The 16,213-nt window shown below is 63.3% G+C and carries 10 protein-coding genes and 7 pseudogenes; 9 read left to right on the top strand and 8 right to left on the bottom strand.

From position 1 onward, the window contains the following. From BM222_RS43150 to BM222_RS33810, 4 genes are all read left to right on the top strand, one after another. The coding region (locus BM222_RS43150; RefSeq protein ID WP_349509890.1) for an ATP-binding protein at positions 1-120 on the top strand (120 nt) is incomplete at its 5' end. Between the two features lie 3 nt (positions 121-123). Then, a complete protein-coding gene (fixJ, locus tag BM222_RS33820) occupies positions 124-741 on the top strand; it encodes a response regulator FixJ (protein ID WP_092238404.1) in 618 nt (205 codons plus the stop codon). 58 nt (positions 742-799) lie between these two features. Then, the gene (locus BM222_RS33815) at positions 800-1,222 is read left to right on the top strand and encodes a response regulator (protein WP_092238402.1); all 423 of its coding nucleotides are present in this window, start codon (positions 800-802) and stop codon (positions 1,220-1,222) included. Between the two features lie 103 nt (positions 1,223-1,325). Beyond that, entirely contained in the window at positions 1,326-2,024 is a 699-nt protein-coding gene (locus BM222_RS33810; protein WP_177243617.1) for a helix-turn-helix domain-containing protein, read from the top strand. A gap of 39 nt (positions 2,025-2,063) precedes the next feature. Here BM222_RS33810 and BM222_RS33805 read toward each other — a convergent pair whose 3' ends face one another. Continuing rightward, complete coding sequence (locus tag BM222_RS33805; RefSeq protein ID WP_092238397.1) at positions 2,064-2,336, bottom strand: helix-turn-helix domain-containing protein; 273 nt, start codon at positions 2,334-2,336, stop codon at positions 2,064-2,066. 317 nt (positions 2,337-2,653) lie between these two features. On the opposite strand from BM222_RS33805, the gene hemN reads away from it, so the two are divergent. Beyond that, the gene (hemN, locus tag BM222_RS33800) at positions 2,654-4,006 is read left to right on the top strand and encodes an oxygen-independent coproporphyrinogen III oxidase (protein WP_092238419.1); all 1,353 of its coding nucleotides are present in this window, start codon (positions 2,654-2,656) and stop codon (positions 4,004-4,006) included. Positions 4,007-4,278: 272 nt separating this feature from the next. On the opposite strand, the gene BM222_RS33795 is transcribed toward hemN, so the two are convergent. From BM222_RS33795 to BM222_RS42915, 4 genes and pseudogenes are all read right to left on the bottom strand, one after another. Then, positions 4,279-4,974, bottom strand: a complete 696-nt coding sequence (locus BM222_RS33795) for a helix-turn-helix domain-containing protein (protein ID WP_092238394.1) — start codon at positions 4,972-4,974, stop codon at positions 4,279-4,281. Between the two features lie 192 nt (positions 4,975-5,166). After that, positions 5,167-6,264 (bottom strand): annotated as a pseudogene (locus BM222_RS33790) (ABC-type transport auxiliary lipoprotein family protein). A 3-nt stretch (positions 6,265-6,267) separates the two neighbouring features. After that, positions 6,268-7,037, bottom strand: a pseudogene (locus BM222_RS33785) (ABC transporter ATP-binding protein). Next, positions 7,037-8,174: pseudogene (locus BM222_RS42915) on the bottom strand (ABC transporter permease). The pseudogenes BM222_RS33785 and BM222_RS42915 overlap by 1 nt, the downstream one beginning before the upstream one ends. Before the next feature lie 170 nt (positions 8,175-8,344). Here BM222_RS42915 and BM222_RS33775 point away from each other — a divergent pair. Then, positions 8,345-8,620, top strand: a complete 276-nt coding sequence (locus tag BM222_RS33775) for a hypothetical protein (protein ID WP_092238390.1) — start codon at positions 8,345-8,347, stop codon at positions 8,618-8,620. Further along, positions 8,621-9,117: pseudogene (locus BM222_RS33770) on the top strand (phage holin family protein). Positions 9,118-9,157: 40 nt separating this feature from the next. On the opposite strand, the pseudogene BM222_RS33765 reads toward BM222_RS33770, so the two are convergent. From BM222_RS33765 to BM222_RS33755, 3 genes and pseudogenes are all read right to left on the bottom strand, one after another. Further along, positions 9,158-11,842: pseudogene (locus tag BM222_RS33765) on the bottom strand (bifunctional acetate--CoA ligase family protein/GNAT family N-acetyltransferase). Positions 11,843-12,156: 314 nt separating this feature from the next. Continuing rightward, the gene (locus BM222_RS43145) at positions 12,157-12,612 is read right to left on the bottom strand and encodes a hypothetical protein (protein ID WP_349509894.1); all 456 of its coding nucleotides are present in this window, start codon (positions 12,610-12,612) and stop codon (positions 12,157-12,159) included. 161 nt (positions 12,613-12,773) lie between these two features. Beyond that, positions 12,774-13,794: pseudogene (locus BM222_RS33755) on the bottom strand (poly-beta-hydroxybutyrate polymerase N-terminal domain-containing protein); the annotation flags it as partial. Between the two features lie 339 nt (positions 13,795-14,133). Here BM222_RS33755 and BM222_RS33750 point away from each other — a divergent pair. Both BM222_RS33750 and BM222_RS33745 read left to right on the top strand, forming a co-directional pair. Further along, positions 14,134-14,662: pseudogene (locus BM222_RS33750) on the top strand (CBS domain-containing protein). Positions 14,663-14,767: 105 nt separating this feature from the next. Continuing rightward, on the top strand, positions 14,768-16,051 hold the full coding sequence (locus tag BM222_RS33745) for an HAD-IC family P-type ATPase (protein ID WP_092238386.1): 1,284 nt from the start codon (positions 14,768-14,770) through the stop codon (positions 16,049-16,051). The last annotated feature ends 162 nt before the right edge of the window (positions 16,052-16,213 follow it).

Below are 16,213 nucleotides of genomic sequence, written 5' to 3'. Positions count from 1 at the left end.
GTGGGACTGTCGATCAGCCGCTCGATCATCGAGGCTCACGGCGGTCGCATGGTCGCCGAGAACAACGCATCGGGCGGCGCGACATTCCGCTTCACCCTGCCGGCAGCCGATGAGGCCTGAGCAATGACGACCAAGGGACATGTTTACGTCATCGACGACGACGAGGCGATGCGGGACTCGCTCAATTTCCTGCTGGAGTCCGTTGGCTTCGACGTCACGCTGTTCGACAACGCGCAAAGCTTCCTCGATACCCTGCCCGGCCTCGCCTTCGGCTGCGTCGTCTCCGACATCAGGATGCCTGGTCTCGACGGAATCGAGCTGTTGAAGCGAATGAAGGCGCAGCGCTGGTCGTTTCCGATTCTGATCATGACCGGTCATGGCGACGTGCCGCTGGCGGTCGAGGCGATGAAGCTTGGCGCTGTCGACTTTCTGGAAAAGCCGTTCGAGGACGATCGCCTCACCGCCATGATCGAGAGCGCCATCCGCCAGACGGAGTTGGCGGCCAGAAGCGAGGCCGTCGTCCAGGATATCACCGCCCGCGTCGCCTCCTTGAGCCCGCGGGAGCGACAGGTCATGGAGGGATTGGTCGCAGGGCTCTCCAACAAGCTGATCGCCCGCGACTATGACATCAGCCCGCGCACGATCGAGGTGTACCGGGCCAATATCATGACCAAGATGCAGGCGGGCAGCCTCTCGGAACTGGTGCGCCTCGCAATGCGCGCCGGCATGCTGAAGGATTGAGGCCAACCGGTTTGAGGCAAGTCAAGACGGGCCGGTCCGCCTGTGCTACGCGATCCGGATGATCGAAATCGGCTCGCACCATCAGCGGCTACCCATGGCATCGTCGACACGGCCCATCGTCTACGTGGTCGACGACGACGACGCTGTGCTGGGATCGCTGCGCTTTCTTCTGGAAACCGAGGGCTTTGCCGTGCGGACGTTTCGGAATGCCACAGCACTGCTCAACGCTTCGAGCCTGCCCGGCGCCGACTGCTACGTGATCGACTACAAGATGCCCGATATCAACGGCATCGAGCTGGCCGATCGGCTGCGCCAGTTCGACGGCAGCACCCCGATGATCCTGATCACAGGCTATCCGGACGGCAATATCTCGGCCCGGGCTGCTGCCGCAGGCGTAAAGGACGTGATCTTGAAGCCGCTTCTCGACGAAAACCTGGTCAAACGTATTCGCCATGCCATCCAGAGCCGTCACCGGAATTGACCTACGGGATTCTACGTAAGGGCGCCCCCTTAAGATATCTCGCGAAATTTTCGAAGCACCCGATACAGCGTACCAAAGTGCCATCACAACGGAGATGGCGCAGATGCTGACCCAGACGCTCAACACCCAAGCGATCAACACGCAAGTTCGTGTCAAGATTGCCCCTGTTCATCCCGTCTCCGACCAGTTCGGCGCGATCGCCGGCCATGTCGGCCTCGTCGCCACCGAATTCTCCTATCGCAAGGACGAGGAGATTTACGGTGAGGACGAGCCAGCCGAATATGTCTACCAGGTCGTCTCCGGCGCAGTGCGCACCTACAAGCTCCTCTCCGACGGCCGCCGCCAGATCGGCGCTTTCCACCTCCCTGGTGACGTGTTCGGCCTCGAATCCGGCACCAGCCATCGCCTCGCTGCCGAGGCGATCATCGATACCAATGTTCGGCTAGTGAAGCGTGTAAGCCTGGAAAAGGCTGCCGGCACCGACGTGCAGGTCGCCCGCAAGCTCTGGGCCATGACCGCCGGCGAGCTGGGCCACGCCGAAGACCACATGCTGCTGCTCGGACGCAAGACCGCGATGGAGAGGGTCGCGACCTTCCTGCTCGAAATGGACCGCCGCCTCGCCGTCGCGGGCATGATCGCGCTGCCGATGTGCCGCCGCGACATCGGCGACTATCTTGGTCTCACGCTGGAGACCGTGTCGCGGGCGCTCTCGCAGCTTCACGCCCAGGGCATTCTCGGGTTCTCTGGCGCTCGCCAGATTGTGCTGCGCAACCGCCAGCGCCTGCACAATATGGACGCGTGATGCCGGCCAGTGAGAGGCCATCGTCGCAGATGCCAGATATCAAGCCGCCGTTCGCTGGCTGCGGCGCATAGCCCACGTAAGTCTGAGCAAGAGGACGATCGAGACATTCCCCTTTCCGCCCTCGATCTGGGCAATGTAGCGCTCCGAAATGCCGGACTTGCGGGCAAGCTCGCGGCGCGACATGCTGCAATGGATGCGCGAGCTGCGCACACGCTCACCGAGTTCGACTAGGAATTGGCTCTCGGAGTACGGGGGCATAGCATTCCCGCCCGGCAACGCCTCACCTGCGAACTCGACAACTTTTTCCAGCATTGATTTATCCCCTATCTTTTTCGAACCAAAGACTATAGCTAGTCTTCGGCTACATTCATTGACGCGGATCAAATAGATCTTACTCGCTGAGCCGACGCGGTGACGGGTGCGATGCGGCCAGCGCGGCCGGCGTCCCGCCAACCAATCTTGCCTTCCGGCTCGTTATCGAAACGCCGCGGTCGATTGTCGCGAACACCTTCAAGAACGTGGCCAAGCTGCTGTGGCGGACATGAGGTCCTTTCCGAGGGCATTGAGCCAGAGCAATGTCGTTCCTTCCGAGCGCTGGTACTATCCGCAAGACGGAGGAGAAACTTGAGATGAGATCGGACTTGGCGAAATCTTACGGGCAGGACAGGCTGCCCCGGTACACCAGCTATCCCACGGCCCCGCACTTTTCCCCCGCGATCGGCGAAGCCGACTATCGGAAATGGCTCAAGTCGCTACCGGCCCGACAGTCCGCATCGATCTACATGCACGTACCCTTCTGCCGGTCCATGTGCTGGTACTGCGGCTGCCACACCTCCATTACCAAGAAAGACGATCCCATCGCGATCTACACCTCCGGCCTACGCACCGAAGCGCACATCGTGGCTGAGACGATCGGCCAGCGACTTCCGGTCTCGCACATCCACTTCGGCGGCGGCACGCCCACGATCATGGCGCCGGAGACCTTCGCCGACCTCGTCGGCGCGCTGCGCTACTCGTACTTCGTGCTGCCGGACGCCGAGGTTGCCGTGGAGATTGATCCGCGCACCCTGACCGAACCGATGGCGGAAGCCTTGGCCTTCAGCGGCGTCACCCGCGCGAGCTTGGGCGTGCAGAGCTACGATTCGGACGTCCAGATAGCCATCAATCGCCTGCAGAGCTTCGAGCAGACCGCCCAGTGCGTCGAACGACTACGACGGTCTGGCATCGGCAGGATCAATTTCGACTTGCTGTACGGCCTACCGCTGCAGACCGTCGACTCCTGCCTGGGCACTGTCGCCAAGTGCATTGAGCTGCGCCCGGACCGGTTCTCCGTCTTCGGCTACGCCCACGTCCCATCCTTCAAGAAGCATCAGCGCAAGATCGACGAAAGTACGCTTCCTGACAGCCTCGATCGTCATCTGCAGGCGGAGACCATCGCCGAGGCGCTGGTCGATGCCGGCTACGTCCGGATCGGCTTCGATCACTTCGCTTTGCCCGACGACGACCTCGCCGTCGCGAAACGGGAAGGCCGACTGCGGCGGAACTTTCAGGGCTACACGGACGACGCCGCTGAAGCTCTCATCGGCCTCGGCTCGAGTTCGATCAGTCGCCTGCCGCAGGGATTTGTGCAGAACGTCGTGGCCACCAAGGACTATCTCGCGCATATCGCCGATGAACGTCTCGCGACCGTGAAGGGCTATGCATTCACCGAGGAAGACCGTTTCCGAGCCGACATCATCGAGCGCGTCATGTGCGACATGGCCGTCGATCTACCTCAAGTGTCCCATCGTCACGGTCGGGATCCACGATCGGCGATCGTCGATCGATCGCGGATCGACAGTCTCGTTGCCGATGGGGTGGTGACGATGATCGGCGACAGGTTAGCCGTCAGCGGCGGGGCAGAGTTCCTGGTTCGGAGCGTCGCGTCAGCTTTCGACGCGCATCTTGCACGCTCCCAGGCCACTCACAGCCGCGCCGTCTGAAGCCTCATCGGACTGCGAGCGCTCGCGGATCGTGTGCGAGCCTGCCGGGCTCTCGCTCAGACTTTTGTGCGAGTAGCAATATTTGCGCTGGTTTGTCGGTCCGCCCATGCCAGAGCCCCGGCGGATCCGACAAAGACAGCCTCGACGGCGACGGCCACCAGTATTGCGTCAATCGGCATCACGCTCCTCCCAAGGTCGTTTGCGTCATTTTTTACGGGGCCGCGCGCGCCGTGATTGATCGGGATCAAAAATCGGAACAGCTGCGGGAAGCCTCAAGCGGCGGCCAGGGCTTTGGCGCGTGCAGGATCGAGCAGGCTGATGCCCCCCTGGATGATCTCGATGACACCGAGCCGCTCCAGCCTGGTGAAGGTGCGGCTGACGGTCTCGATCGTCAGTCCGAGATAGTCGGCGATGTCCTGCCTGTTCATCGGCAGCGGAACCGTATCCGACGATCCCCTGAGCGAGACCAACCGCGCGCGCCAATTGAGAAGGAAGGTTGCGACCTTCTCCTCAGCCGAACGGCGGCCAAGCAGGACCAAGTGGTCGCGCGCCTGGCTCAGTTCGCGAATCGCAAGCTCGTTGATTTGGCGCAGCAGATGCGGCCGGTCCTCTACGAAGCGGCCGAACGCCGTCTTGGCGAACTGGCACACGGTGACCGCGCCGATGGCATCGGCGGAAAAATTGTGGCGTCCCGCAATGTTCATCCCCAGGAAATCACCGGGCAATGCAAAGTCGACGATCTGCCGCCTGCCATCGGGCAGGAGCTTGTACAGCCGCATCACGCCCTCGAGGAGGTTGTAGAACGAGGTCGTGATGTCCTCCTCGGAGAAGACCGTTTCTCCTGCGGCAAAACTCACGCGGCGGCCCAGACGCTCGAACTCCTTCAGCTCGGCGCGATCGAGTGATGAACAGACTGCCGTGGCGCGCACTGCACAGTCGCTGCAAAAATGCCCGTCCGGTTCAATCATGACCAAGGAAGCCTTCGTTCACCGCTCCAAGCACCAGCCGGCCATCGCATCGAACCCGGGTCCACCGCGCGATGCATTTTACTTCACCGTGGCAAAGGCAGTTGATACAGATCAATTCGGCGGACGCTGCCGCTTTCTAAAGACGCTCTCGCCCCGATGAGATCGGGACGAATCGTCGTCAGGCTTCACGCTCTAGGCCGATCCGACCGTCCAGCCGATCAGCTCCTTTGCGATGCGGGCGAAGGCGGCGTCGAAAGCGGACACTGCCGCGGCCGGCTCGACCTTGTCGAGTTTTTCGCTCGTCTCCACGATGCGCGAGGCGACCACCTTGCCGTTCTTGTCGACGATCCTCGCGGACAGCCCGATCTCGACCTGCGGCTCTCCCTCCGTCTCAATCCGAAACCGCCTGACGTCGATCAGGAGCTGATAGTCGGCCTGGCCCAGATCTGTCGTGCGCAACGGCGCGTGCGCGATGTCGTAGTTCTCGAAGCTGTCGATCAGGCGCGCCTGCACCAGCTTTGGAATGCTGTCCGCCCAAAGGAACTCGGCAAAGCCAGGGGTGTCGCGAACCGGCGAGAACAGCATGCGCTGGGTCTGGAGCATTGCGACGGCGGTCGGCTCGGGAATCGCCAAGGAGACCGCCAGCGTCTTGCCGGCCGGCCCAAGATCCTGCGGCGCGCGCAGATCGCAGGTTATCTTCTGGGCTGGCTGGCCACCGCCGGTCATCTTCTCGAGGCCGGCCAGGATGCCGTCAAGCTTGCCGGCGTTGCGCGCAAGTCCATCCGAGAACGTCTTGAAATTGGCGATCGTATCCTTCAGCGGATCTGAATGTCCTCCAGCACGCTATTGACCCGCCGCAATGCGTCGCGCGCCGCCTGCGTCATGCTCTGGCCTGCGCTCGCCTCGGCAAGCAAGGTCGGGGGTTCGCCCGACTTCGCGACGATCGTGCCGCCTTCCAGCGTTACCACCGGCACGCAAGCCCTGGAATTCGAGCCCGACCCTGGTATCCGCACGCACCGGCGTCGTCGATGCGACCGCAATCGTTGCATTGACGATGCGCGGATTGTCCGGTGCGAGCCCGAGCGCGGTCACCTCGCCGACACGAATGCCATTGAACAGTACGCCGCCGCCGACCAGGAGACCGGGCACCGGCCCCTGGAACTGGACGTGGTAGGCCGTTCGCGGCCCGATGCCGCCGGCGTTGTTGAGCCAGTAGACGAAGCCGAACACCGCAAGGATTGCCGTCAGCACGAAGGCACCGATCAGCACATAGGGAGCGCGCGTTTCCATGTCTCATCTCATATGAGGTTGCAGCATCTGCGAGCGCTTGCCGTGGAAATAGGCGCGCACCCAGGGATGCTCGGATTGAAGCAGCTCGCGCATCGGACCGATCGCCCCGATCCCGCCGTCGGCCAGCGCCGCGACTCGGTCGCAGACCGTCGTCAGGCTCGCCAGATCGTGGGTCACCATAAATACGGTGAGGCCGAGAGTCGTCTGCAGGGTCTTGATGAGAGCGTCGAAATCACCGGCGGCGATCGGATCGAGGCCGGAGGTCGGCTCGTCCAGAAACAGGATCGGCAGATCGAGCGCAAGCGCGCGCGCCAGCGCCACGCGCTTGGTCATGCCTCCGGACTCTGACGGATTTGTCGGCATCCTCGGCCCGCAGCCCGACCGAGCTTGGCAATCGCCATCTCGTCCATCAGCTCTGGCGACAAAGCCAAGTTCTCGCGCAGCGGAAACTGGACATTCTGCCGCACCGTCAACGAGGAGAACAGCGCGCCCCGCTGAAACGGGATGCCCCATTGCCCCGCGATAGTTTGCGTCCCGCCGTCATGTATGCCGCCGACTGGCCGCTCCATCACCTCGATGGTGCCGCTCTGGCGCGGAACGAGGCCGATGATGGTCCGCATCAGGACCGATTTGCCGCCTCCGGACGCGCCGACGAGGCCGAGAATTTCGCCCCGGAGGACATCCAGCGACAGATGATCGAGCACGGTGTGACGGCCAAAGCCGACCACCAACTCACGAACGCGGATCGCAAACTGCTGTGTCTCGGGCATCATCACATCTCGATCGAGGCGAAGAAAATCGCGAACAGGCCGTCGAGCACGATCACCAGGAAGATCGACTTGACCACCGATGTCGTCGTCTGCCTGCCGAGCGACTCCGCACTGCCTTTCACGCGCAATCCCTCGCTACAGGCAACGATCCCGATCACCAGCGCCATGAATGGAGCCTTCAGGATGCCGACCTCGAAGTGAGTGACCGAGATGGCCTCATGCAGCCGCGCGATGTAGATCGCCGGTCCCATGTCGCCGTAGAACTGCGCGACCAGGCCGCCGCCATAGAGCGGGGCGATGGATCCGATGAAGCCGAGAATCGGAAGCGCGATGACCAGGGCAGCCACCCGCGGCAGGATCAAGACGTCGACCGGATCGAGGCCCATGGTCGCGAGCGCGTCGATCTCCTCGCGCATCTTCATCGAGCCGAGCTCGGCGGTATAGGCGCTGCCCGAACGGCCGGCGACCATGATCGCGACGATGAGCACGCCGAGCTCGGCGCAGCACCAGAATGCCGACCATGTCAACGGTGTAGGATTCCGCGCCGAACCTGCGGAAATGGAAGAAGCCCTGCTGCGCGATGATCGCGCCGATCAGAAAGGTGATCAGCATGACGATGGGGATTGCCTGCCACCCGATCCTATAAAGCTGATAGATCAGCGAGGTCAGCCGCAGTGACCGGGGCCGCCGCAGCACGCCGATCAGGGACATGAAGAGCGCACCGAGCATTCCGAGGAAGACGGTCACATCCTCCCGGGCCTCGACCGTGGACTTGCCGAGATCGTGCAGTCTGCCCACAACCGGATTGGGCGCCGGTGCCGGCCGTGGCGTGTGCCGGTTGACCTGGCGAACCTCGTCTATCAGACCGCTGAAATGATCGGCCACTCCGACAAACTCGGAGGACCGACCCGACGATGCACCCCCGCGCGACAGTCTCTCCAGAAGCCAGGCGCCGAGCGTGTCGAGGTCGCTGATGCCGGCCATGTCGAGCCTGACGAGCTTCGAGCGATCGACATCTGCCCTGACCGCTCGCGACAGCGCTTCGAGCTTACCCACATTGGCGGCGTTCCAAGGCCCTTCCGGCCGCAATTCGAGCGCTTCGCCGGAGGGCGTTGCCAGCAGCAGAGGTTCCGAATTCACGCCTAAATCCTCATGGGACCGACCCCGATAGCTTCGAGGTTAGGTCGTCATGGAGGGACCCGATTGACCTACCTCAAAGAGCAGCCGGGACGCGGGCTCACCTCCTTGACGCAAATCAACGACCCTCATGCGCGCTCGCATAGGTTTGTTCGATGCAAAGGAGACCGCCAATGTTCGACACCGGCAACATGAGCAATGAGCTGAACGCGATGAAGGTCGATGTCGCGCGCCTTTTGAGCATGGCCGGTCAGCAGATGTTCGACACGTCCCGGGAGCGCACCGCCGCCTTGGCCGACCAGATCAAGGCTGCGCTGGCGGAGCTCGGCGAGACCGTCAGCGAAGAGCGGGAGCAGCTTCAGGGTCTCATGACGGAGCGCTCCGTAGCATCACTGGCCTCGGCCTTCGCGCTGGGGGTGGTCGTCGGCTTCATGCTGAGGAGACACTAGGTGAATACGGAAAACGTCATCAAACACCTGCGCGCGCTCTGGCGCACCGACAGGATCACGCCGATATCCGTCTGCGCCATCTGCTGGTCGGGCTGGGCTTGCGGGCCTTCGCGGTGCTGATCGCCGCCTTCGGTCTGTTGATGCTCGAGCTGTCCGCCTATTTCGCCCTGATCCAGATCTGGAGCGCGATTGTCGCGGCAGCCATTCTCGGCGCGCTCAATTTCACCATTGCCGCGGTCCTGTTCATCATCGCGGGCAGGCCGCCCTCGGGCCGCGAAATCGAGCTCGCAAGCGAAATCCATGGCGCCTCGGTCGAAGCCCTGCAACTGGAAGCTCGGGCGCTCCAGGCCCAGGTGAGCGGAGCGGTGCACCATCCCCTAACGGGACTCGTGCCGGTCCTGGTCCCCCTGATTGCCATCATCGTCAAGAGCCTGAAGAAGCCGGCTACGGAGCCTGCGCCGCATGCTGCTGTGGCATCAAACGAAACGCCCGCCTAAGCCCGGAGGGTCGGCGACCCGCCAACCGCAACGATCCTGTTCAGAGCTTCAGCCTAACGTCGCAGATGTCCGGCTCGGCCGGATCCGGCTTCACGTCGAAGCCGAGCTGGCGGCACATGTCCAACATCACGGTGTTCTCCTGGAGCACGTCGCAAGATATGGCCTTCAGCCCCTCCGACCGCGCATATTCGATGATGAGCTGCATCAGGACCCATCCGAGCCCCCTGCCCTTGAGGTCGGACCGTAGCAGGATGGCGTATTCGCCGCTCTCGTAGATCGAGTCGGAGTGAATCCGGACCACGCCCACCATCTCATGGGTGGCCTCGTCTAGTGCGATGAACGCCATCGCGCGCGCATAGTCGAGCTGGGTCAGACGCGCGATGAATTCGTGCGTGAACTCCTTCATCGGCGCGAAGAAGCGCAGACGGAGATCGTGCGAGGTGACGTGGCGCAGGAACTCATGGATGGTCGGCTCGTCTTCGGGACGAAGCGGCCGCACGAAGATGCGCCAGCCGTCCTTGAGCTGCAAATGTCGCTCCCATTGCGAGGGATAGGCGCGAACGGCGAAATTGGCGAGGCCAGGACCGACAAACAGGCGCTGAGGCGATCCCACCGCGACGCGGGCGTCGACCGCCGTCACGCCGGTTTCGTCCGCGAGCAGCGGGTTGATATCGAATTCGCGGATCTCCGGGATATCGGCGGCCATCTGCGCCAGCTTGACCAGCACCGTGGCGACGGCGTCCTGCTTGACGGCCGGCACGTCCGGGTAGGCGCGCAGCAGGCGCGAGACCCGCGTGCGCTCGATCAGGTCGCGGGCGAGCTGAAGGTCGAGCGGAGGCAGCGCGAGCGCCTTGTCGTTGATGATCTCCACAGCAGTGCCGCCGCGGCCAAAGACGACGACGGTGCCGAAGATCGGATCGTCGGCAAGACCGAGGATCAGCTCGCGCGCCTTCGCCTTGACGACCATGGCCTGCACGATGACACCGGCGATGCGGGCTTCGGGGCGCAACTTCCTCGCCCGGGCAAGAATATTGGCCGCCGCCGCGCGCACCGCCTCGGGCGTGGTCAGGTTGAGAACGACGCCGCCGACGTCCGATTTGTGCACGATGTCCCGCGACATGATCTTGAGCACCACGGTCGAGCCTTGCGCGAACATCTCGTTGGCGCAACTCACGGCCTCTTCGACATTGGCGGCCGCATAGGTTGGCACCATCGCGATGTCGTAGGCCTCGAGCAGATGCTTGATTTCGACCGGCTCGAGCCATTTGCGACCGTCGGCGATGGCGCCTGTCACGATCGTCCTGGCTGCTTCGACATCGGGGACGAAAGTGTCGGGCATCGCCGGAGGCACCTGGCTCAGCTCCTCGATGACCTCGCGGTGCCGGACCAGATGCATGAAGCCCCGGACCGCGTCGTCCTCGGTCGGATAGTTCGGAATGCCGGCACCGCTCAGCGTTTCGATGATCCTCTGATCGGCACCGACCCAGGCGGCAAGCACCGGCTTTGCCCAGCTGCGATGCTGCTCGCGATAGGTCTTGACCCGCGCGGTGACGGTCTCGGCGATGTCGACCGCAGAGGCGATTGCGGTCTGCACGTTGAGCACCAGGATTGCATCGTTGCCGGGGTCGGCGAGCAAGACCTCCAGCGCCGCAGCATAGCGCCCGGCATCCGCATCGCCGACGATATTGACCGGATTGGCGCCAGACCAGGTCGACGGCAACACCGCAGCGAGCTTGCTCCGCGTCTCGTCCGTCATCGGCGCGGGGATGCCGCCAAGCTCGACCAGCCGGTCGATGGCGAGGACGCCGATGCCGCCGCCATTGGTCAGGATGGCGAGGCGCTTTCCCGCCGGCGACTCGACCCTGCCGAGCGTCTCGGCGCAATCGAACAGCTCGCGCAGATCCGCGACCCTTAGCACGCCGGCGCGGCGGAACGCCGCGTCATAGACCGCATCCGAGCCCGCCAGCGCGCCCGTATGTGTCGCCGCCGCTTTGGCGCCCTGCGCCATGCGGCCGGACTTCACTACAACGACGGGCTTGACGCGCGCAGCCGCGCGCCGCCGACATGAACTTGCGCGCATCCTTGATGGCCTCGATGTACAGCAGGATCGCCCGCGTCTTGTGGTCCAGCGCGAAATGATCAAGCAGGTCGGCAATGTCGACATCGATCTGGTCGCCGATTGACACGATACCGGAAGAGCCGACGCCGCGCTGCGCGGCCCAATCGACCATGCCGGCCGCAATCGCGCCTGACTGCGAGATCAGCGCGAGGTTCCCGCGCCCGGCATATGCGCGGCGAAGCTGGCATTGAGCTTCGCGCCCGGCATCATGATCCCGAGGCAGTTGGGCCCGACCAGCCGCATGCCGTATTCTCGCGCGGCGCGAGCGTCGCCTCGTGCAGAGATCCCGGTCCATGGCCGAGCCCGGCCGATACGATAAGGGCTCCGGCCGAACCGAGGCGCCCGGCCTGGTCGATGATCGCGGGAACCTCGCCGGCGGGCGCGGTGATCACGACCAGCTCGGGAACAATGGCAACTTGTCGAGCCTGTTCACGGCAGCGATGCCGCCGATCTCGGCGTAGCGCGGGTTGACCAGTGCGAACTGACGTTTGAACCCTGCGTTGGCGATGTTCTCCAGAACGGCACGCCGGACGCGCGCCCAGCGCTCCCTCCGACAAGCGCGACCGATCTGGGCGAGAGCAGATTTTTCAGGCGGTAGGTCGACATGGCTGCAATCGTCCGATCGGGCGGGTATCCGACAGCTACTCGGATCTATGACGGAACCGGCTAGTGCGAGATCATAACCCAGCACGGTGGCTGGCCGATGACCGTTTTGGTCACGCCGCCCCAGAGCATCGATCTCATGGGCCTGCGCCCAGGTTCCGATCACCTTGCCTGTCGAGCTCCCGCTGCCGTTCACCATCTCGAAGGAGGCGCGGACGCCATGCTCCTTGAGGTGGTCGATGAGATCCGCGCCGGAACGCTGGATGGTCTCGGTGTTGCCGTCCGTCACCGTGAGGACGCGAACGGAGGCGGCGTCCCTAAGGAACGGCAGTGCATCCGACCGCACGGGCCGCGCGCGCGGAATTGTCCCAGGCAATCACGATGTTCTCGAAATTGGCGCGCAGTTCAGCCGCGCGGTGTTCCGGGCAAAGCAGCAGAGGTCGGCCGGATTCGAACAGCAGCGTCTCGATGACGCGCTCGGTGCAACTGTCATGCGGCCGCACCGTCACCAACGTAAGGTCGTTGAAACGCGCGTGTTCGGCCAGCGTTGATGCAATCTGCTCCACCGGCATCTTGCCGGATCGCCGCTCGGCTCGAACGTTCTTGCGCGAGGCCGCATCGTTGAGCGCATTCAGCAGCCGTTGCATATCACTGGTCTCGGCCGGCTTGGCGGCAGCAGGACCGTCCGGCGACACCACTTTCGGTCGCACGAGGACCTGATCCTCAAGCGCGAGCGCCGTGACCCTGGCGCCGAGACCGGCGGCGAGCGCCACACATTTCTCGATCGCGGCAAGCGTCGGCTCGTACGATTCGCCAATGAGTGGCAGAAGGACATCCTTGATGGGCATCAGAGTTCTCCTTGGCAGCCAGACTAGGCGATCCCGCGATGGGGGCGCTTGATCCGCATCAACAGCCTGCGGGTTTGGATCATGCTCTAGGTACGAACGTAGTTTCCCGGAACGTCAGGCAAACCGGTTGCGTTGCCTAACCCGATCCGCGGCGGCTCGCATGGCTCGCCAGAACGCGCCGCAAGCCAGTTGGTCCATTCGGGCCACCACGATCTCTCATAACGCGGGGCCAGCTTCAGCCATTCGTCACGGCCGACATAGGGGGCGTCCGCAGGCTTGGTCACTACCTGATAACTGTGTCCCGCCTCGTCCGGGGGCGCGACGACGCCGGCATTGTGACCGCCGCTGGTCAGCAGGTAAGTGACGTCGGCATCGACGGCGAATTCTGCGGGGAAAGATCGAGGATATAGTACTTCATGATCCAGGCCGGCACGATCAGGATCGGCTCAGGTCGAACCTTGTCGGTTGTCGGAAGATACTGGATGAGCTCGATCAGATCGTTGCGATAGACGACCTTGCCGGGCGAAGCCGCAACCGTCTCGCCGACGATGAAGCCGCCGTCGTCGGGTTGCTTTCCGGGCGAGCGCATCAGATCGTTGCACCACAACCGAAGACGAAATTCTCGCCGCCGCTCTTAAACGCCTTCTCTAGGACTTCGGGATTGGTCGCTGCGAAATTCGACGGGGCCAGTATGTCGAGCATCTGGCGCACCGAGAACTCGACGATCGCCTCGTTCGCCGGCGCGACGCCACGCACGCCCGTCGTCGCGTCGTGCCACCATTGCTCACCGAGCAGGAACGCCTACGCCAGCAGGTTGAACAGCGGCGTTTCCCATTGCGGCTCCGAGAAACGGCGATCGCCCGCCTGCGGCTGAATCACCGACCAAGGCTTTCGGCCCGGCGATACCGCATGCACCACGGCATCGAGGAGCCGGCCGGTATCCCGAACGACGTTGCGGACAATCTCGGTCTGGCGCTGTGGCGCAGCCGCAAGATGCGTAGCCCAATCCAGATAAGCGAGCGACAGCGCAAGCGGCGACAACCCTCCCGTCAGTCGCGCGAGCATCGCGTGAATTGCGCGGTCGATGGGATATGGATCCGGCGCGGGCCGATCGCAGCCGCCCGTGGCTCGGGCTGAACGTGTTCGCGAGTCGTCGCCGGGACGATGCTCACGGCTGGATCGGGGGAGCCTGCCGGGGCTATCTCTTGGTCGGTCCGCTGGAAAGTCTGCACGACGTTCATGGCTGAATGGTCCCGGGCATGTCGATGTCCATAATGGGATATGATCATTCCCTCCGGGCGCTGCGTTGAGCTGCATCAACTGCGCGCCCGGTCACGATTGCCTGGCCGGTATCGACGGCCCCGCCGGGTTGACCTGGGTCAAATCGGCCTTTCGCGCCTGGATTACACTTCCGCCTTCGAATTCGCGAAACTTGCGGAGCATGCCATGCGCGCCCACCAGATCATGACCCGGTCCGTCATTTCGGTCACGCCCGACACCAGCATCGTCGAGGCGGCCAACATCATGCTGAAACGGCACGTCAGCGGCCTCACGTTGGTCGACGCTGCCGGCAAGCTCGTCGGCATCGTGTCGGCGGGGGACTTCCTCCGCCGCAGCGAAATCGGGACCGGGCGCATACGGCGCGGCTTCCTGCGGTTTATTCTCGGCCCCGGCAGATCGGCCAGTGACTTCGTCCAGGAGCATGGCCGCAAGATCTCGGAGGTGATGACCAAGCAACCCACCACCATCACCGAGGACACCGCGCTCGCGGAGATCGTCGATCTGATGGAGCGGAACAACATCAAGCGCCTGCCGGTCGTCCGCGGCGACAAGCTCGTCGGCATCGTCTCGCGCGCCAATCTGCTGCAAGCCGTAGCAAGCCTCGCCCGCCAGGTCCCGGATCCGCTGGGTCGACACCATGTCGGGAATCTATCTGAACTCGCCGGAGGACGACGATCTTGCCAAAGCGAGCTAAAAGACAAGCTGATCAGCGCGGAATGACGGCGGCGGCCTTCCTGGCCTAGTGACAAACAGCTCGGCGAGCCCTTCGATGATCGAATAGCCTAGCGCGGACAACGCTTTGGCCGCTGCCGAGTTCTGGCAAACACCAAGAGATATCCTCTGCTGTGCGCTCGGCTCCGGTCCGAACGGACTATCGCAGGTCGAAGCGGACCGGCGCTTGGCGATCTTCGGAGCAAACCACGCTGATGCCTCTCAAAGCCGATCGTTCCTGCGCAAGCTGGGGCAACGCGTTTGGAATCCCTTGATTGCGATGCTCCTGGCGGCCGCCCTCGTATCCGGATTAAGCGGCGACGTTGGCAGTTTCGTGATTATCGCAACGGTGCTGTCTCTGTCCATCACGCTGGACATCGTTCAGGAACATCGCGCAGAGCTGACGGCCGAAGCGTTGCGCGAATCGGTGGCCATTCGGGCCGACGCCGTCCGGGATGGCAGGGATATTACGGTACCGGTGACGGCGCTCGTTCCCGGAGACATCGTGAAGCTCCGTGTCGGCAACCTCATACCCGCCGATGGCATCGTCCTTGATGCCCAGGAATTGCAGGTCAATGAGGCCTTGATGACGGGTGAGCCGTTTCCTGCTTTCAAGACCGACGCCCCCTGCTGCTCCGCGGCATTGCCGGCCGAGGCGACGAATGCCCTGTTCGCCGGAACCAGTACCGTCGGCGGAAGCGGCAGGATGTTGGTGGTAAAAACTGGGGGCCGGACCCGGTTTGGCGCGATCGCTGCTGCACTGGCGGCCAATGCTCCGCCAAGGGCTCTCGAACAGGGTGTGCACAAGCTTGGACTCCTGATCCTTCGGCTTTCGCTCTTTCTGACCCTCTTTGTCTTGTTGGCTCATCTCGTCGCGCCACGCGCCGCACTGGAATCCTTCCTGTTCGCGGTCGCACTCGCCGTCGGCCTGACGCCTGAGCTGCTGCCCATGGTGATGACGGTGACGCTGGCCCGCGGCGCGTTGCGCATGGCTGACCGAAAAGTTATCGTTAAGCGATTGTCCGCAATCGATGATCTGGGGGCCATGGACACGCTTTGCGTGGACAAGACCGGCACACTGACCGAAGCTAAAATCACGCTCGAAGCACATATCGATCCTAAGGGGCGACCTAGCGATCGCGTCTTGAGCCTCGCGCACCTTAACAGCACCTTCCAGTCTGGCGTCAGAAGTCCCCTCGACGATGCGATACTCTCCGCGCGGAACGGCACCGTAGGCGGCTGGGTTCGACTCTCGGAAGTGCCGTTCGACTTCGAGGGGAGGTGCTTGTCGGTGCTGGTGTCACGAGGCGACGAACACATCTTGATCGCAAAAGGGGGCTCCGGAAGCCATCCTGGCGCCAAAAGCCCGTGATTAGAGATCAATGGCTTGCAACCGGCAATCCAACCGCAAGCCGTGTCGCGGTTGGCGGATCGATACAATCGGCGGTTCAAGTCACTGGGCCCCCCCCCCCCGGAGGCGCTACCGCCTTTCCCCACACCAGCCGAACTTACGATACCTCATGCAATCTTACGC

Origin of the sequence: Bradyrhizobium sp. Gha (assembly GCF_900113735.1) — a bacterium.
GTDB lineage: Bacteria > Pseudomonadota > Alphaproteobacteria > Rhizobiales > Xanthobacteraceae > Bradyrhizobium.
The sequence above is the reverse complement of the archived record's forward strand: the minus strand, read 5'-3'. Positions and strand labels throughout refer to the sequence as shown.